Raw genomic sequence first — 18,525 nt, 5'->3', positions numbered from 1 at the left:
CATATGGGCAGGCGTACGACGACAACAGGCAGAATAGTACGAACTGGCTTTCTGTATTTTGTGCGCAATGCCTGGCTCGCTATTGCTGCCATGGCGACGATGATTATTACTCTTACAATCATTTTGTTTTCCATAATAGTGAACGCCACATTTGCAAATCAGGTCGACCAGATTACCAGTAAGATTGATATTTCAGTGTACCTGAAAGACGCGGTTACATCAGCTCAGGCAAAAAACTTTGTTTCTAAAATTGAGCAACTACAAAATGTAGAGGAAGTGACGTATCTCGATAAGGCTGCGGCACTGAGGGCCTTTATAAAGCAAAATGCAGGTAATGACAAACTGCTCGCAGCAGTAAACGAAACAGACAACCCGCTACCGGCCACCATCAAAATCAAGCCGAAGGACCTGAACAAAATGGGTGAAATTCGCTCCTTTGTAACCAAACCGGAGTGGCAGAAACTTCAGTCAGACCCTATTTCTGACAGTGGTGAGCGACGTGCTACCATAGACAAAATTACCCACGCCACAAACATTCTGCAACGAGCCGGTATTATTGCCGTCGCGGTGTTTGCGCTTATATCCGTGCTCATCATTTTCAACACGATACAAATGGCAATTTTCAACCGTCGCGATGAGCTGCAGATTATGCGCCTGCTCGGTGCAAGCACCAGCTATATTCGCGCACCATTTGTTGTAGAGACGGTCATATACGGTGTGCTTTCGGCCATTATCTCCATACTTATCATCAACGCGCTCTTTATTACGGCCTCAAGTTCTTTGCAGGCGACAAGTTTTGGACTGCTCGACATCAGCTATAGCCAGCAGTACTTTCAGGAGCGTTACTGGCAGCTGTTGCTGATGCAGCTTACGCTTGGTATACTAATTGGTGCTGCCTCATCCGTGATTGCCACGCAGCGATATCTGAAATTCAAAACTCCGAAAAAATAAGACAAACCTTAGGATTCAGCCTTTCCGTCGGATAGGCTTTTTCGTCTCTCGGCCCAGCGTACACCTACTGTATAGACGAAATATATACAAAATCACAACATTCTATCGAATATACGGAGGGTTGCTAGTAGTGAAGAAGTGTGATATCATAAGCATGTTCGTTACAACACATAAACGCATGCAAAAAAAAGTCTCTCAGTCTGTTTCACGTCATTTATCTCATCCTGCACGGGTTGGTTTACTGGTGGTGAGTAGCCTTATATTTGCGATGGGCGCTGCTATGCCGGCATGGCGTCAGTATGTGTGGGCAGAGGATTACCAGGCGCAAATCAATGCGCTTACGCAACAAAATGAAGCAAATCGTTCTGCATTGACCGACCTTGAGCTTGTAGCGCAGGGCTACTCAGATGCTATACAGAAACTTCAGCAGCAAATTGATGGCTTACAGGCATCAATAAACGCAAATATGGATTTGCAAGCCCAACTCCAAAAGCAAATTGCCGAAGCGCAGGGTGAAATAGATCGTCAGCGGGCTATTCTCGCCGAAGATGTAAAGGCAATGTATGTCGATGGCACACCGAGCTCACTGGAAATGCTTGCGAGTAGTCGTGATTTCAGTGACTATGTCGATAAGCAAGAATATCGGTCTCGTGTACAGAATAAGCTGCAAGATACGCTGAAAAAAATTGCCGAACTGCAAAAACAACTCCAGGTACAAAAGGCCAAGGTGGAAACGCTTATTAAAGATATGCAAATTCAGCAAGGACAGCTCAATGCCGACCGGGCTAAGCAGTGGGAGCTGCTCAATCTTAACGAGCAGCAACAAGCAGCCTATGATGCACAAATAAAAGCAAATAACAGCAGGGTGGCACAGCTTCGTGCGGAGCAAGCTGCAGCAAATCGTCGTTTAACTGGTGGCACAGTCAGCGGGGTTGTTGCGGGCGATTCTTCACGGGGTGGTTATCCTGCATCGTCTCCCAGCCCCTGGAGCGGTAGCTGGGGAACTAATTACCCACTCGATAACACGATAGATAACTGGGGCATGTATAACCGCGAATGCGTGAGCTACACGTCATGGAAAGTATATAGCACCTACGGGTATATGCCCTATTGGGGTGGCGTCGGCAATGCAAACCAGTGGCCAGGTAACGCTGCTCGTGCAGGGATCCCAACAGGCTCGACGCCTCGTGCCGGTTCGGTTGCTGTCTGGAACGTCGGATACTATGGTCACGTCATGTGGGTCGAAGCAGTGAATGCCGATGGCTCAATCTGGATTAGCCAATTCAACTACGATTTCCGAGGCAATTATAGCGAAATGCTGGTTAGCGCTGGCATGGCATCGAACTTGACGTATATCTATTTTGATGAGATGTAGCCGCGCTTTTTACTTGCGCAAACACACAAAAAACCTAGTACCTCTCGCAGGAGCGACGTACCGTGCAAATACCAGTTATACAAAAAAGTAGAGCAAAACGTATTCATGTCCGGCGGGTTAGTTTGTCGAGCGAAACAACTACAAGTAGCGTTATACAATCAAAAAAGCCGAGCCAAGGAAAAAGGGATTTCGGAAAGCAGCTAATACAACGAACCACACAGAATTTTCACAAGATTAGCCCTATTTTCGCTAGTCAAAAAAGAGGATTGTTCTATGCCGGACTATTCCTTGGTATTATGGTGGGGTACATAGGAGTTTCAAGCAGTATTGCTTATGCTCATCAGACCGTTCGAGCAGACCACATTGTTAATCATGCCATAAATGAACCTATACGAATCGTCTTTACTCGCCCAGTCAAAAGCGGGTTGCGGTATAGCTGGCAGGAACACATTGATGGTACGTGGACGTTCGAAAAACAGCTTGGTGGCGTGCGAGCGCTGGTATTTACCCCCAAAGCAATGCTTGCGCCAAACTCGGTGTTGCATCTTCAGCTCAAAAAGGTAGAGCCAACAGCCGATATTATGAGGCTTAAGTCACATTTCGGGTGGCTCAGTTAATCTGTTCTCTCAGAGAAGAAACTACGGAGGATTGTAATTGTACGCTGTTTTGAGGTTCCTCTGTGTGCGGTTAGCCTGTCTTTCCAGACACCAAATCTACCTTCTAATGCGTTGGTGGTATTGGCTGGGTTCTTGCCAGTATCTCGTTGGTACGCTTGCATGTAGTCGTGCTGGTAGGTAAACAAATTGTCCAGGTTGCGGACGAGGCTGAAGTAGGCTCGCCTGGTACGTTCATGAGCGTATCTTCCTGTTATGTCATCTCGCTCTTTGAGCCATGAGCCGTACTGTTCGTACCAATCCGCCAAGGCAGCTGCAAACGTGGTGATGTCAGTTCTCGTGAGGGTAAGTGCTATGTGTCTCAGTGCAACGTTCTGCGCAAGCCTGGGTCGACGAGTGAGGCATCTGGTCATAGCCATGAGTTGATGAAACTGACAGTACTGTACAGGTATGGCATGATCTTCTAGCATTGTCTTCACGCCTCTACGCCCGTCAATGGTTGCCATGATGATGCAGTAGCCTAAGGACTCAAGTGTATCTGTTGCGACCTCATAATCCCTGGTTCGCTCTGTCCCCTCCAGAACGGCATAGTAGAGGACAGTGTTCTCGCCCAGGGCTGTATTCGCAGTAGGGTCAATAACGACTAACATACCCCAGCCATCAAAGTAGGTGACATCCATGACGACGGCAACCACACGAGGCTTGTGGACAATAGCTGGTGGCACATATGCAGCGAGACATGATCGTATACGTGTCTCACCGACCTTATGCGAACGGGCGAGATCACGGACTGTTCGGCCATCAAATGCATACTGATGCCAGAGTTTTTTTAGACGTCTGTCTGGTCGTGGTTTACTTTGCCATGATGCACCGCAATCTTCACAAACATAGCGTTGTAAGCCACGGCGTATACCATTCTTCTTTACGTTGGTACAATGAAAAAACGGACAGCGTTTCGCTCTCATAGTTTTTCTCCTAATTAGTTTTGCAACCTTAGGATACTATGAACAGCGAGCCTGTCCGTTTTAGTTGAAAGTAAGCATTAGCAGCAACCCGAAATGTGACTTAAGCCTATTATGAGCAACACTCCCAGCGAGCAGACTGTTCAGGTCGTCACGGAGCGCGCGCCTCGAATCACGGCTCAAACTCCGGCAAAAAATGCCGAGTTTGTGCGTCAAAATAGTGAAGTTTCTGTTCGTCTGAGCGCACCTAATAAAGGGCTGAGAAAACTTGTCTTAAGTGGTGATATACCCGTGGTGTCGCCGAAGCCATCTAGTCGAGATGACGTTCTCTTTCGGTGGAAACTGACGGGTCCGCTAGAGCAGGGTAAGTCATACCATGCAGAGGTGCGGGACACGAAGCAGAGCAGCGAAAAGCAAGTTGTTGCGGTTTTTGCTTTTACGACAGTGGCGGAGCCGCGTGTTTCAGCCAACGTCACTGGCTACATTAGCCCAAATCAGACAATTACACTCGACTTCGACCAAGATATGGCTGCTACTGAAAACAGTGTCCAGTTTGCCATGCCCGGAAAGGGCGCTTGGCAAACTAAGCGTCAGTACAGTTTCACCACAAGCTTAGTTGTGCCTGGTACAACATACTCATACAAAGTTGCTGCTGGCACAACCTCTATGCGCGGCGGTGTTATTACGGCAGAGAAAGTTTTTTACGCGCAAACGCCGGGAAACGTAAAGGTTGTGAGTGCATCACCATCGGGAACTCGTGTGCCACTCACTACCTCATTAAGCCTTAGTTTTGACCAGGCGGTCGACCGAAGCAGCGCTGAGAACGCGTTTTATATACAGCCACATGCTGCAGGAAGTTTTAGCTGGTCAGGGAGTACCATGACCTATAAAGTGTCTGGCTTGAGCGAGCAGACAACATATACTTACGGCGTTTCGGTGGGGATTAAACCCGTATTCGGATTGACCGGGGGTGCCTATAGCAGGCAGTTCACAACAGTGCCGCCCGTACGTAAACTTGCGGTTCCGTACTATCGTCAGGCGTATTCACTAAGCTGTGAGGCAGCTTCATTGCGTATGGCACTTGCGTACTACGGGATAAGTGCCAGCGACATGGATATTCTTACCAAAATTGGCTATGCACCGCAGCCAAGGGACATGGCTACCAATACGTGGCAGGACCCAAATGTTGAGTTTGTTGGTGACGTGAACGGCAGGCTAAATGTTACTGGCTGGGGAGTATATGCGGGACCTGTCGCGAAGGCAGCACAGTCATATGGTCGCAGTGCAGACGTTATATACTATCCTTCAGCTAGCAGTGTTGCTTCGGCTATCCATGCCGGCCGGCCAGTCGTTATGTGGGGTGTTATGGGCTGGACAGCAGTGGACGACAGCTGGAACACGGCAACAAGTGGTGTCGTCCATGCGGCCAAAAACCAGCACGTACGATTGGTATACGGGGTTGAAGGAACCGCAGAAAATCCAATAGGGTTTTTCCTGCACGACCCGCTTCGGGGGAGCGTTTATCTGAGTGCAGAGGCGCTACGGGCAAGCATGAATGGCGGTGGGCGCCAAATACTTGTTGTGTACTAGCCCCGTTTAACGCAGCAGCTTATAAAGTTTGAACATCGCATAGTGTGCGGTCTTACAAACGAAATCTACAGGGTTAGCATGTTCGATGCGGTAGCCGCCAAAGCGTTTTTTGAACCCGGTCACACCGCCGAGGTCATGGCCCTTTACATCGTCCGTCACACCACCAAAGTTTAGTAGCGTGCAACCGCGTTTTTTGGCCTCCTTCACAGCCGCCCATATGACGCTGTAGGCGGGTGCAATCTTGCGAAAGTCATTGCTAGAGCCGGCAAAAACATAGTGAGCTTGCTTGTCGTAGAGTACGAAAAGTCCGGTTGCGGCTGGTTTACCATCTATGCTGACAAGCACCACAAATCCTTCATCATCGCTGAGGGTTTTTAAGTAGGATTCGTAGTAGTCTTTGTTGAATATGCCAAAACTGTCGCGCTCGCCAGTGGTTTTCATGAGGGAATAAAACGTTTCCAGCGGTGCTTCGCTTGGTTTCAGAACGGCTATGTTTGCTTCTGCCCGTTCCGCAAGGCGTACATTGTAACGGGCGTGCTTGTGAAACCCCATCCAAATAGTTTCTTCCTCTGGAGAAATGTCTAGCACCAATTCAGCGCGTGGTTGCAGACTGGCTGTTCGGGCAATTTTACTTGGGATTGGTTTTTTTACAGCGGTAGACTTCACTTCGTCGCTGTCGATACGGACAAATGTACAGCCGAGCTTATCGGCGAGGGATCGGAAAAAAACTTCAAGGTCTGCCACGAGTTCAGGCGGCCACTCTGTAGAAATTGGCCCGTACGGACAGTATAGAAACTTGAGCCCGCCCGGAGCGCTGTAGATAACCCCAAGTCCAAAGCCAAGGAGTTCCGCTTGCTTCAATATACGAATATAAACGACTTCTTTGCCGCTATTCTCCTGCAACCTGCCATAAAACGGTGCTTGTAAGAAGGTGACCGGTCCATGCTGATTACCGAGATATGACTGGCTGGCGGCCTCGTAGTCCTCTACAGAACATCGCTGGATAGTATAAACGCCCATGGGTACTATTGTACACGAGCTTCGCCCTCGTCAAGCCTGCTCACGTACGAAGTATCTGACACTACTGCGGCCACGGAGCCGGCCATGCTCGCATCTGGCTGAACGAACATGTATATACCCAAACACCCCAGCTTTCCGATTTTTCACCCATTCTTTCCGGTCAAAACCATGCCTAACCTGTTAGAAAACCTCGCGTTGTTTAACTTTTCCAGCTTCCTTCATAGGCCGCTCGTACTGGTAAAAGTACTCACATAGTCGCTCGAGCGGCGTCGCCTTGTCAATGCCTTTGTGTGGGCGTACACAGTTGTAGTAATTCACAAACCTGGTAAGGGCTTTGGCTCGCTCCTCACGACTGTTAAATACCTCGGCGTTATGCCAGCTCTCCATTAGTGTTCGGATGGCTCGTTCGGCTTTGCCATTCGTCTGCGGACACTTCACTTTGGTGAACTTCTGGGTGATGCCAGCCTCGCCACAGGCTTTCATGAAAGCATGTTCACCGTAACGGCCTTTGTACTCGGTGCCATTGTCGGTTAAGATTCGTTCAATACCATAGGGGCATTGAGCCAGTACAGTACTGAGGAAATCCGCGCTACTGAACATGCTCTTGTCGGGGTAGATACCAACGTACAGCTCTCTTGAGTAGTCATCAATAGCCACAAACAGATATTCATGGCCGTCCAGCTTCGTTTCGCCCGTAAGTAGTGGTAGACGTTTAGTATCCATATGCAACATCTCGCCTGGATAGTCTTTCTCGTAACGTTTGGCAGTCCGGGCTAGTTTATCTTGGATTGATCGCTCAATTTTGCCCAGCCGCTTTAAGCCGTACTCCAGGCATTGGTAGCGTTTGTTAGTACTGACGTGCAGGCTGTAGTCATCCCGCCGAGCCCGAGTGAGGATCTTTTGTATAGTGGGGTAGGACACCCCATATTTGGCAATGAGATCTTTCTTACGTAAGTTGAGGACAAAATAATCCTCTGCCAATGCTTTACGTTGAAACGGCATGAGCCGTGTTCGTTTATGTACTACCATAGTGGTAGTCTCCTCTCGTTGGGTTAGTTAGTTGGTTGTACTCTAACTTTTACCATGGAGGAGGCTACTTTGGTTGTCTAGAAAGTTAAATAACGCTCGGGGATTTTACACCTAACCTTCTCACCATATCCAGAGATGCTTCGTCGGTTATTCATGGTTTTGTCCCAGGAAATCTCTGGCTGAAAATTTCAGAAAGTTGGGGTGTTTGGGTATACTACTAACTACATGCAAAATGCACAGAAGAAGGTAAAAGCGGGGCATATTTTCACATGGCAGCGGCTGGCGGGCTTGTGGGTGCTACTGGCCGTATTTGCTGGTGGGGTGTTTATGGGGCAAAGCGGTCTGTTACCGGTGCGTCAGCCGTATACTTCTCGGACTGACTTACCCAAGACGTTTGACTACTCTCAGGTAGACAAGGTCTATCAGGCCCTCAAAGAGAATTACGACGGCAAACTGAGCGAAGAACAGGTTTTAAACGGCTTGAAGCACGGTCTTGCAACCAGTACAAAAGACCCATACACTGAATTCTTTACCGCAAAAGAGGCAGAAGAGTTTAATAATGATTTGCAGGGTACCATTAGTGGGGTAGGGGCGAAGCTGGAGCTCGACCAGGACGGCAACATCGTGATTGTGGCACCGCTGAGTGGCTCACCGGCCGAGGCAGCTGGCTTACGCGCAAAAGACATCATTACCACCATAGACGACAAGAGCAGCTATGGACTTACCGCAACAGAGGCGGTGCTAAAGATACGGGGGCCCAAAGGCACAAAAGTAAAGTTGACCATTGTGCGCGACAAGAAACAGCAACTCGATTTTACAATTACGCGCGACACCATACATGTTCCGTCGGTAGAATCGAAAATTCTCGAGGGTAACATCGGCTATATGCAGGTGAGCCAGTTTAGTGATGACACCGACGAGCTCGCCCTAAAGGTTGCCCAATCATTTCGTGAAGCTGGCGTAAACAAGGTAATTTTAGACCTTCGGGATAACCCGGGCGGTGAGGTTTCTGCGGCTGTCGGCATAAGTGGTTTGTGGCTAAAAAACGGTCAGACAGTCGTGCAGCAACGCCGCGGTAATACCACGTACGCCACCGACGCGGTTTCGGGCAGTCTGTCGCCTCTGAAGGGCGTAAAGACGGTTGTGCTTATGAATGGTGGCTCGGCTTCTGCCTCAGAGATTGTGGCACTCGCCCTGCGCGATGAAGCCGGTGCTCGGATTGTCGGTGAAAAAAGTTATGGCAAAGGTGTGGTGCAGCAACTAGTTTCGTTTGACGATGGCAGTTCGCTAAAGGTGACAATTGGTCGGTGGTACTCCCCGAAAGGTACCAACATAGACAAGACCGGCGTGAAGCCCGACCAGGAAGTGAAGCCTAGCGAAGAAGATATTAAGAACAAAAACGACGTTCAGCTCCAAGCCGCCCAAAGCTGGTTGGGACAGTAACTCTCTACGAGAAACTTTCAAGTTCCAAATAACAAATTCCAAACAATACCGAAATTTCAAATCCTAAATTCCAAAATGAGCAGCAGCGATAAGTAAAGTCACCTGTACCTTTTTGTTTGGAATCTTAAGTTTTGAATATTGGAATTTGTTTGTCATTTGGAACTTGTCATTTGGGATTTCGAACAACGAAGGCTCATCCAATCATTAGTTATTGATGAATGGCTTGGTCATTAAGTCCGTGTTGCGCTAGCGGCTAAAACAGCGTATGATTGGTGGGATAAACGGGGAGTTTAGAAGCGTGAGTGAGAAGCAAACGAAGTTTGTGTTTGTAACAGGTGGTGTGCTTTCGGGGCTCGGCAAGGGCATTACGGCAGCCTCCATTGGAAACCTCTTAAAAGCTCGCGGACTCTCGGTAAACCTCCAAAAATGTGATCCGTATTTGAATGTCGATGCCGGCATGCTCAACCCGCGCGAGCACGGTGAATGTTTTGTTACCAAAGATGGGGCTGAAACAGACCTCGACCTCGGTCACTACGAACGCTTTCTTGACCAAGAACTTACCCGCGAAAGCTCACTTATGAGCGGCCGTGTACTGCTGGGTGTAATTGAGGCAGAACGGAGCGGCAAATTTGGCGGCAACACCGTACAAATTATCCCCCATGTCACCCGAGCCATTCAGGACCACATACTGAAGGCGTCTGAGGGGTTTGATGTACATATTGTCGAGATTGGCGGTACGGTGGGGGACTATGAAAGCCTATCGTTTGTGGAGGCCATACGGGAACTCGGTATGCGCGTCGGTAGTGATAACTGTCTATTTGTTCATGTGGTGTATATGCCATATCTCGGTGCGAGTCATGAGTTCAAAAGTAAACCTGCACAGAATTCTGTACGCGAGCTGCGCGGGCTGGGTATTGCCCCAGATATACTCGTGTGTCGCAGTGAAGATGCTGCGCCGGTGAGTGTCAAAGAAAAACTAAGCCTTTTTACGGGCGTAAAACCAGAGGCAATCGCGCTGCTGCCAAATGCCGATAGTATTTATGAAGTCCCTCTTACTCTCGAAGATACAGGGATTGCCGATGTCATTAGCGAGCAACTATCGCTCGATGTCACCAAGCCAGACCTGCGCGAATGGCGCGCGGTTGTGGACAAAGCGGTTTCTAAGCCGAGCCAGACGGTTCGAGTAGGCGTGGTTGCGAAATACCTCGATAACTCAGACACATATATGTCTGTGTTTGAGGCCGTACGGGCCGCAGCATGGGCAAACGATGTGGCAGTTGATATACAGTGGATAGATGCGCCAAAGCTCGAGACTGCTAGTGACGATGAAGTTGCGGCTGAACTTGCGAAAGTTGATGGTATTGTAGTGCCCGGTGGGTTTGGTACGCGCGGTGTCGAGGGGAAAATTCGGGCAGCGCAGTATGCGCTGACGCACAAACTGCCGTATCTTGGGCTTTGCTATGGCCTACATATGATGGTGATTGCCGCAGCCCGACTGCACGGTTATGAAGATGCAAATACAACCGAGGTTAACCCGGATACTACGGCGGCGGTTATAGATACCATGGAAGGGCAGAAGGGCAAAGAAAACACCGGTGGCACCATGCGGCTTGGCGACTATGTCTGCCACTTTGAAGCAGGTAGTCTTGCGGCGAAACTATACGGCACTCAGGATATTGTGGAGCGGCACAGGCACCGCTATGAGGCTATGGGGAAATACGTTTCCGAGTACGAAAGCTGGGGTATTCGTGCCAGCGGCATGAACCCAGATAACGGTCTTGTAGAAGTAATTGAGGGTGTGGACCATCCGTTTCTTATGGCAAGCCAGTACCACCCTGAGTTCAAGAGTCGCCCCAACCGCCCGCACCCTATGTTTCAGGGTTTCATCGCCGCACTCAAGAAGTAATCAACCAATAACCCCTGCACGCTTGTTATTTTCATCCCAATCTTGTCATTCCCGCCCTTTAGTCAAGTTGAGGGGAAATTCCGGCTGGGAATCCATGTTTTTCTGTGTTTTGTCATGCTGAATTAATTTCAGCATCCATACGTAGCCATCGAGGTTTGTGCGCCCACTATCCCTTACAGTCTCACTAAACTTTCAGTCACGTTCCGGCAGTTCACGGACTGCCAGGTGACTGGGGCCTTCTGTTTTCAAAAGCAAATGCGGGCTTTCGCGCCCGCACTACGACTTCTCTTTTGTGCCGACAAAAGAGAAGCAGAAAACCTCGGCACGGCTTCCACAATCTCTGTGGCTGTTGTGACATGCTACAACGCAAAAACACTGCCACGTCGCATTTTTGCATTTGTTGTAGCGAGCCACAACAGCCATGCCGGGATTGCTCCAGAGTGCCATTTCTAGCTGTATCGCTTCGCGATGATTTCTGGCGGCCTACGGCCGCGCTCTTAACTCTGTTCTCATGTGTCTCTTGACTCATGTCTCTCATGCAAGTACCATTAGCAGTATGGATGATACAGCAGTACCAAAACCGAAAAAGATTTTGCTTGTAGAGGACGATGATGCTCTTGCGAGCACCTATTTAACGCGTTTACAGGCCGAAGGGTTCGACATTCGCCGCGTGGCAAACGGAGAAGAGGCTCTGGCTGCAGCCAAAGACTATAAACCAAACCTCGTAGTTCTCGATGCCATGATGCCCAAAATTAGCGGCTTTGACGTGCTGGACATACTGCGTAACACCCCTGAAACGGCTAACCTAAAGATAGTCATGCTCACAGCACTCAGCCAGGAAAGCGATAAGCAGCGTGCCCAAGGCCTTGGCGTAGATGACTACATGGTAAAAAGCCAAGTTGTCATGAGCGACGTCGTAGACCGCATAAAATTCCACCTCGGCGTATAATCAAACACGTGTATTCAAAAGCCCCCGCACAAGGGGCTTTTTCATGTAATACCAACAATACATTAATCCTAATATTGACTTATTAAAAAACTTATGCTAATATGATAATCAGTTTAAAAACTAATTCAAAAGGAAAAGAAATGACTTCAGAAACACAACCAGTATTAACAGGGGCACAAATGGCTGCTGAAATGGCTGCCGATGAAATGCAAAGACTTCAGGGAGAGGCCCATGCGCTTCATGCTGCGGGTGATGATGCCCGTGCGGCGGCTACACAGGCATGGAGCGCGCTTGCCGGAGGGCAGCCTGTATATGATGTACAGGGAAAGCGAATTTCCCAGACAGGAAATGACTATTCCGTTACGCATCCGACCAGCAGCAAAACAATGTTTTTCAAGGCAGCGCCAAAAGATGTGATGGATATAGTTCATGGCCGGGCGTTGGAGGAAGACGCGGCACGTACACAAGCAGCAGCAGTCGCTTCCGAGCGAACTGGAGCTGCACAAAGTGGAAGTACGCCAAAAAAAATAGGTAGACTAGCTACACGTCTATTTAAAAAATAATACCGATAATTCGTGACACGAATGAATACCACGCTAATAAAGATTTAGGTAAGCACTAACCTATACATGTAGGCACTCAATACTCTAAGAGAACTTCCTAGAGGCGCTCTGGTCTTGTAAACATAGAACATCTTCTCATCTTAAAATAAGGCGGGGCAGGTTAATAGTAACAAAAAACTTAATTGACTTATTATAAAGCTTGTGCTACTATTATATTCAGGAAAAAAACAAAAAATGAGCGAACAATCTCCGTATTCACCAGTCGCAGTAATGGAAGGTCCAAACCCGGCCGCTGCTAATCTTACCCAAACGGCAAGTACTCCACAAGAGCAGCTTGAGCTTCAGCATATGTTTAGCTTGGATAAACTTCAGACTGGGGCCGCCTATGATATTAACCCAGACGTGTCTTTGTACCCCTCTGAAGATATTAATCAACCATCGATTCTGCAGGATGGAACCACCATTACGGTCGTTGCTGAAGTCGGTATCCCTACAAAATGGGATGAGCCAACGGAAAAACTTGTCGGAGCCTTAAATTTTGCAGTTCTTGCCTGCAAAACCCCAGAAAACACCATTTATTACGCACTGGCAGGATTGCAATCTGATGAAAATGGCAAGATGGCGATTGCGCCATCATCTTCTCCCCAATGGCTTGACCCGCGTGCAGGGGTGTTGCGCCTTGGCCGTAAAAATGAGGAACATTTTGTAGATGCTACTGCAATGTGGCCGAAAGCTGAAGGATACGGTAATGCAACCTCAAGGGAACATATTACGTTTACCGCCAATCCCGATGGCGGCTTGCGTATGAGTGCTGAGGGCGGAAACGGCACATGGGCAAAATTTGGTTCAGCAGAGAAGGTACAGGACAGCCCAGCTAGTCAGCCAGAAGATGCACGGCCAGTTGATGCTCTTGTACCGAGTAAAGAACTACGCTTTCAGGCTATTGAGGATGACCCAGCTTTCCAGACCATAGCAGCACCTTTCAAGGGTAAGCTTGATGAAATTAGGCACGCCCACAGTGCCGATATTGCGAGAGCGGATGCTGCTCTTTCTGATGCGGCCGGTAGGGGTCCTCAGGCATACAGCGCAGCAATGGCGGAAAGGACAAAAGCTTACGCTGCCCTAACTGAGGCACAGCGTTCAACTAGGGAAGCATACAGGCAAGCAATACTGCCATACGTGAGTGCTCGTAGGGAACTATTTAGTAATGACACTCAACCTGGGTATAACCAGCCTGGTGAAGCGCAGTATGATCAAACTAAGCAGGGGGTGGTGTCAAAGGGTGGCACAGGCGTAAGCAGGCGTTTGCCTGGCTTTACGCGCTTAGGCAACGCTACGTATACGAGTGAAACACCAAAGCTTGGTCAGCTTGTACTTCCTCGAGGTGCAACATGGCAAGGAGCAGGGGGCGGGTATGCATATATAAACGGTGAACAAAAAAGCACAAGTGAGCTTATTACGCAGCTTGCAGCCGACATGGTCGCTGGCACTGGCGCTGGCTACGACTTGCCGGTTACGTACTATAGAGATATCGCCGCTGAGGAAGAACTAAGTGATGGGCTCAAAGGAACAATGCCTGTTTATCGTATACACGAAGGACTTGCTTATGTTGTCGCCTCACGACTTGTATATGGTAATGATAAGGCACTTTATAGTGCGCAACAAATTGATCCGCGTACGCTCGCAAGGCTGTAAACAAGTGCTGTCAAATTGATTATTCTACAGTAACTTCGGTGCGGCGGACGGAGCGGCCGGAGAAGGTGCGGACTTTGCGGCTTTGCATTTTTACGGTGCCGTCTTTGGCGGCGTGAATGGTAAAGTTGCGGCTCATGGTCGTACCAGTACCGGCACGCTTGGTGGCGCCAACTTGGCGAACAATAACTTCGCCGTTTTTGACGACCTGGCCTCCAAAGCGCTTGACGCCAAGGCGCTGACCGACGCTATCGCGCGTATTCTTGGAAGTACCACCGGCTTTAACATGTGACATAGTATTCTCCTGGATGTGCGGTCGACCACAGACGGCACATTGCTGCGTTGCCGGGTGGTAGTGCTCGCTCACCGTACCTTTAGTACGGCTCGCTGCGCGCTTCACCGCGGCGCCTTGCACTGCACTCGTCTGTGGACAGACCTTAACAGTGGTTTGGTAACGCTTATAAATTATTAAAATAAAGAGGAAGTACGGTCGCTTTGACAGTTCTTACCTCAATCTTGGGGAATTATACCGGAAACTACCCCTGAAAGTCAACGGTACTAGCGCGCTTTGTCGCTGCGCAGTAATCGAACGCCGGCATAGACGATTGGTGTTGTAAGGAGCGACATTGCACATCGAAGTAGCCAGTAGGGTAGGAGCAGGCCAAATATAAACGATATGTTCTGGCCAAGCGTTTCACCAAGGGCGTAAAAAGCAACCGTAAGGAACACGAGCGAATCAACGAACTGAGAGATGAAGTTTGAAGCGTTGTTGCGGAACCAAAGGGCGCGTTTGTGCATGCGGGCGCGTAGTTTCGCAAAGATGGCTATATCTAGAAAAGCCGAAGACGCAAAGGCAATCAGACTGGCAATAGACATGCGAATAGAGTTATGAAAAACGGTGTCGTACGAGGCTTCGGTCCCGGCCGAACGAGCCGACGGCGGGAGGGCAGTGGCCAGTGCCGTGTAGAAAACGAGCAAAACTATGACGGCAAGGCCAGACACTACCATACTGCGGGCGCGTTCTTTACCGCGTACTTCCGTAACGACATCGGTAAGGGTAAAGAGGAGCGGCATGAGGAAAATTGCCACACTGGCACGCAGTGTGTAGTCGCCCAAGTGGCCGATAACAAATGTTTTTGCGCCCATAAGTTCAGCAGCCATAATGCCAAAAATATACAGCGCAACAACAAGGTCGCCCGGACGAATCATTTTTCTCACCCCTGTTAATTTCTCCATAGAGTCCTAGTGTACCTTATGTGCGGCGTAATGTCACGAGTTCACGGCCGACTATTTGCCCCTCGCGGTGATAGATGAGGTCTTCGTTACTTGCACGCTGAAATGCGACTCGCTCAAAACCCATACCTCTTATATGTTCTAGGAAGGGCAGGTGCTTTTGCTCGCGGCCATCAAACCAGCACGGTACAGCTAGGCACAAGCGACTGCCCTGGGGCAACTGCGGCTGGATGTTTTGCAAAAACCGTTTAAGGATAAGATTTACTTCGCTTATGGTTTGAGCGAGGATGGCTGAACTCGGTCGTTCGGTGAAAGGGCGGCCGAGGTAAGTTTCGCCGGCGACAACAATTTTGGAATTTGGAGTCTGGAATTTGGAAATTTGCCACTGGTGGGTGGTGGCGTCGGCAGCTTGGAGGGAGTATTTGGTATCTAGTATTTGGTATTTGGCGGTGAGCCAGTCGAGATTTGCTTCAGAGTACGCAATCATACGCGGTTCGAGGTCGGTACCATAAGCGCTGTAACCCATAAGCAAGGCTTCTTGTAGTACGACACCGGTGCCGCAAAACGGGTCGAGGACAACAGTCGGGTAGTCGGGTAGTCGGGTAGTCGGGCGAGTGGTTTGCGCGGGACTATCCAACTGTGCCGGCCAAGAACTAACTTCGCCAACAGCAAGATTAATGATGATTTGCGCGAGTTTGGGAGGCAGCATGCCGACACGAGCATCGCGTTTTGGTCGGCCGCGGTCGCGCAGGGTGTAGCCGTCTATATCCTGAACTGCGGTTGTTCGAGCAATGATAGTTTTGTTTTGGCAATTAATAATCAAAAGTTCGGCGCCATGCTCGTCTGTAAGATGACTATGAAACACTTGTGCGGTGCTTAGTTCTGCCGTGGTGTTTGGCACAAGCCTGACAGAACCATCGTGACGTGCACGCAGCACTTTTTTGAGCGTTAGCCCCAGAGCATTGATTTTGGCGGGTGACACGTCAAATCCGTAGGCAGACAATCCCAGGTGAAATTTCCCAGAGGTGGAGAGGGTAAATGCGGTGGATTTAGCCAGTCCTATCAGAGCTTTTTCAACTTGTTTCCAGCTACTACTTGGCACCTCGCCAATGACTGCTGCTAGTCGTGTGCTGCCGCCCAAACGCGCAAAATCTACTTCGCGGATATCAAGTATAAGTCCGGCTATGCCGGGTGCTATGTCTGAAACGGCATCTCCACCGTAGAGACTTTCCAGCTCTGCCAGCCCAAGAGCCGGCTGCCGCCCAAGTATACAGACAGTTTTTACCATACACGCAAGTATAGGGCATAACAGAGAAATTGACTATTGACATTTGTCATACATTTGATATACTTTTGGTATGAGTGATGCAATCATCAGTATACGAACAGATAAAACGACTAAGCAGCAGGTTGCTCAGTTTGCTGAATCACTGGGTCTAACAGTCAATGCATTCGCAACTATTATCCTCAAGCAAGCTATGCGTGAGGGCAGGGTAGTGCTCGCGCCAGAGCTTACTCCTACGGAAGAACTTGCGCAGGCGACGCGCCAGGCGCGGGCGGATAGAAAGGCTGGACGTAATATAACTGCGCCCATGCACGCACAAGACGCTCTCGCGCATCTCCGTTCACTATAATACGTGAATCACGAAACTCTACCCCTGTCATTCCGAGCGAAGTCGAGGAATCTCGTTGTTGTACTTGTAGTTAACAGGCGAGAAGAAGATCTTTCGACTTCGCTTTGCTTCGCTCAAGATGACAGGTTACGGTGTTTTTAGTTTCGTGATTCAGGTTATAATCTCTTTACGCTATGCAGGTACAATTTCACCGTGACTTTGACAAACAGTTTGCAAAACTTTCGCTGAAAAAACGCGCAAAAGTAATGGCGGCCGTTGCGTTGTATCTTAAAAATCCTGATGCCGCTTCACTCAGGCCGCACGCCCTGAGTGGCGAATGGCGAGGATGCTGGTCGATTAGCGCTGGCGGAGACTTACGGTTGCATTTTGAACTGGTCGATGATAACACCGTGGCATATTTTGTAGCCGTGGGCACTCACAGCCAATTGTATAAGTAGCGCTGAGTGGGTTAGAGGCTTATACTACATATCTATGGCAGAGCCTTCGTTTTTTCGGCGTAACTGGAAACTGTTACTCAACCTCGTAACGGTGTTGGCGCTCATTATATTGGTGGTGGCGATTCGTGGGCAGTTCAAGACAACGTTTGAGAATCTGTTTAAGGTGCACATATGGGCGCTGCTGCTCATCCCACTCATACAGGCACTTAACTACGATGCGCAGACCAGGTTATACCGTGACCTCTTTCTCATAGTAGGCAACAAAATACCGTACAGGGAACTGTACAAAAGTGCACTAGCCCTGAATTACGTGAACACGGTATTTCCCAGTGCCGGGGTCAGTGGCATCTCGTACTTTGGCGCGCGTATGAAGGGTGATGATATTACTGGGCCGAAGGCTTCGGCCGTGCAGCTTTTTAAGCTTATTCTGTACTTCCTTAGTTTTGAAGGACTCATTGTTATGGGGGTGCTTGCATTAGCGATTCAAGGGCACATAAGTAGCCTCATACTTCTCATGGCAGGTACAATTGCCACGGTAGTAGTTATAGCGACACTGGGTATGGGTTTTATTATTAGTAGCAAAAGTCGTATAACCGGCTTTTTTGCTTATATGACGAGCCTTCTAAACCGTATTATTAAGATTGTACGTCCAAAACATCCTGATGCAATTAGAATAGATCGAGTGCACCATATTTTTGACGACCTGCACGAGAACTATATGCTGATGACACGCGACTGGCGTAAACTCAAACGGCCACTTATGTGGGCTATGCTGGCTAGTTTCTGGGAGGTTTCAACGATATATGTCGTCTATGTAGCGTTTGGTGAATGGGTGAACATAGGGTCGGTTATTTTGGCCTACGCGGTAGCAAATCTTGCAGGGCTATTCAGCGTTTTACCCGGTGGGATAGGAGTATACGAAGGGCTGATGACGCTGACGCTTTCGGCAACTGGTATACCATCTCGGTTAAGTCTGCCCGTGACCATCATGTACCGTATGCTTGCCATGACCGTTCAGCTTATACCGGGCGCATACTTCTACCATGAGCATTTAGGCCAAAAAGAACCACCTTCAGTTGAAGTGAAACCAGATTAACATGTCACGTGTGACGTGTTACATTGGATTA

At 49.1% G+C, this 18,525-nt stretch carries 18 protein-coding genes; 12 read left to right on the top strand and 6 right to left on the bottom strand.

Annotated features, from left to right (window positions below; translation table 11 throughout):
- Window positions 1-3 precede the first annotated feature (3 nt).
- The 3 genes from IPP75_02735 to IPP75_02725 all read left to right on the top strand — a co-directional run bounded on the left by IPP75_02735 (window position 4) and on the right by IPP75_02725 (window position 2,943).
- Window positions 4-951, top strand: a complete 948-nt coding sequence (locus IPP75_02735) for an ABC transporter permease (protein ID QQS70028.1) — start codon at window positions 4-6, stop codon at window positions 949-951.
- A 178-nt stretch (window positions 952-1,129) separates the two neighbouring features.
- Window positions 1,130-2,326: a CHAP domain-containing protein gene (locus IPP75_02730; protein QQS70027.1), complete on the top strand. Its 1,197-nt coding sequence runs from the start codon at window positions 1,130-1,132 to the stop codon at window positions 2,324-2,326.
- Between the two features lie 62 nt (window positions 2,327-2,388).
- Window positions 2,389-2,943 carry a hypothetical protein gene (locus IPP75_02725; protein QQS70026.1) on the top strand — a complete coding sequence of 185 codons (555 nt, stop codon included), beginning with the start codon at window positions 2,389-2,391 and terminating at the stop codon, window positions 2,941-2,943.
- On the opposite strand, the gene IPP75_02720 is transcribed toward IPP75_02725, so the two are convergent.
- On the bottom strand, window positions 2,940-3,905 hold the full coding sequence (locus tag IPP75_02720; protein QQS70025.1) for an IS1 family transposase: 966 nt from the start codon (window positions 3,903-3,905) through the stop codon (window positions 2,940-2,942). The genes IPP75_02725 and IPP75_02720 overlap by 4 nt on opposite strands.
- A gap of 111 nt (window positions 3,906-4,016) precedes the next feature.
- On the opposite strand from IPP75_02720, the gene IPP75_02715 reads away from it, so the two are divergent.
- On the top strand, window positions 4,017-5,492 hold the full coding sequence (locus IPP75_02715) for a C39 family peptidase (protein ID QQS70024.1): 1,476 nt from the start codon (window positions 4,017-4,019) through the stop codon (window positions 5,490-5,492).
- Between the two features lie 6 nt (window positions 5,493-5,498).
- Here the strand turns inward: IPP75_02715 and IPP75_02710 are convergent, their stop codons facing one another.
- Window positions 5,499-6,512: a peptidoglycan bridge formation glycyltransferase FemA/FemB family protein gene (locus IPP75_02710; GenBank protein ID QQS70023.1), complete on the bottom strand. Its 1,014-nt coding sequence runs from the start codon at window positions 6,510-6,512 to the stop codon at window positions 5,499-5,501.
- Window positions 6,513-6,692: 180 nt separating this feature from the next.
- Entirely contained in the window at window positions 6,693-7,541 is an 849-nt protein-coding gene (locus tag IPP75_02705) for a transposase family protein (protein QQS70022.1), read from the bottom strand.
- Between the two features lie 225 nt (window positions 7,542-7,766).
- On the opposite strand from IPP75_02705, the gene IPP75_02700 reads away from it, so the two are divergent.
- The 5 genes from IPP75_02700 to IPP75_02680 all read left to right on the top strand — a co-directional run bounded on the left by IPP75_02700 (window position 7,767) and on the right by IPP75_02680 (window position 14,097).
- Complete coding sequence (locus tag IPP75_02700) at window positions 7,767-8,984, top strand: S41 family peptidase (protein QQS70021.1); 1,218 nt, start codon at window positions 7,767-7,769, stop codon at window positions 8,982-8,984.
- Between the two features lie 265 nt (window positions 8,985-9,249).
- A complete protein-coding gene (locus IPP75_02695; GenBank protein ID QQS70020.1) occupies window positions 9,250-10,890 on the top strand; it encodes a CTP synthase in 1,641 nt (546 codons plus the stop codon).
- A 556-nt stretch (window positions 10,891-11,446) separates the two neighbouring features.
- The gene (locus IPP75_02690; protein QQS70019.1) at window positions 11,447-11,839 is read left to right on the top strand and encodes a response regulator; all 393 of its coding nucleotides are present in this window, start codon (window positions 11,447-11,449) and stop codon (window positions 11,837-11,839) included.
- Window positions 11,840-11,979: 140 nt separating this feature from the next.
- A complete protein-coding gene (locus IPP75_02685) occupies window positions 11,980-12,402 on the top strand; it encodes a hypothetical protein (GenBank protein ID QQS70018.1) in 423 nt (140 codons plus the stop codon).
- A gap of 234 nt (window positions 12,403-12,636) precedes the next feature.
- Entirely contained in the window at window positions 12,637-14,097 is a 1,461-nt protein-coding gene (locus IPP75_02680) for a hypothetical protein (protein ID QQS70017.1), read from the top strand.
- Window positions 14,098-14,116: 19 nt separating this feature from the next.
- Here the strand turns inward: IPP75_02680 and IPP75_02675 are convergent, their stop codons facing one another.
- The 3 genes from IPP75_02675 to IPP75_02665 all read right to left on the bottom strand — a co-directional run bounded on the left by IPP75_02675 (window position 14,117) and on the right by IPP75_02665 (window position 16,615).
- A complete protein-coding gene (locus IPP75_02675) occupies window positions 14,117-14,389 on the bottom strand; it encodes a 50S ribosomal protein L27 (protein ID QQS70016.1) in 273 nt (90 codons plus the stop codon).
- Window positions 14,390-14,652: 263 nt separating this feature from the next.
- Window positions 14,653-15,330: a queuosine precursor transporter gene (locus tag IPP75_02670; protein QQS70015.1), complete on the bottom strand. Its 678-nt coding sequence runs from the start codon at window positions 15,328-15,330 to the stop codon at window positions 14,653-14,655.
- A 16-nt stretch (window positions 15,331-15,346) separates the two neighbouring features.
- Window positions 15,347-16,615 (bottom strand): hypothetical protein, encoded by a 1,269-nt coding sequence (locus IPP75_02665; protein QQS70014.1) that lies wholly within the window; start codon window positions 16,613-16,615, stop codon window positions 15,347-15,349.
- Window positions 16,616-16,685: 70 nt separating this feature from the next.
- On the opposite strand from IPP75_02665, the gene IPP75_02660 reads away from it, so the two are divergent.
- The 3 genes from IPP75_02660 (at window position 16,686) to IPP75_02650 (ending at window position 18,494) form a co-directional block, all read left to right on the top strand.
- Window positions 16,686-16,961, top strand: coding sequence for a type II toxin-antitoxin system RelB/DinJ family antitoxin (locus IPP75_02660; GenBank protein ID QQS70013.1), 276 nt, complete (start codon window positions 16,686-16,688; stop codon window positions 16,959-16,961).
- A 173-nt stretch (window positions 16,962-17,134) separates the two neighbouring features.
- On the top strand, window positions 17,135-17,398 hold the full coding sequence (locus IPP75_02655) for a type II toxin-antitoxin system mRNA interferase toxin, RelE/StbE family (GenBank protein ID QQS70012.1): 264 nt from the start codon (window positions 17,135-17,137) through the stop codon (window positions 17,396-17,398).
- Between the two features lie 34 nt (window positions 17,399-17,432).
- Window positions 17,433-18,494 carry a flippase-like domain-containing protein gene (locus tag IPP75_02650; protein QQS70011.1) on the top strand — a complete coding sequence of 354 codons (1,062 nt, stop codon included), beginning with the start codon at window positions 17,433-17,435 and terminating at the stop codon, window positions 18,492-18,494.
- Window positions 18,495-18,525 lie beyond the last annotated feature (31 nt).

The sequence above is a fragment of the Candidatus Saccharibacteria bacterium genome (assembly GCA_016700375.1).
In the GTDB taxonomy this organism is placed as follows: Bacteria; Patescibacteriota; Saccharimonadia; order Saccharimonadales; family UBA4665; genus JAGXIT01.
Note: the sequence above shows the minus strand (reverse complement) of the source record. Positions and strands in the feature narration are given on the sequence as shown.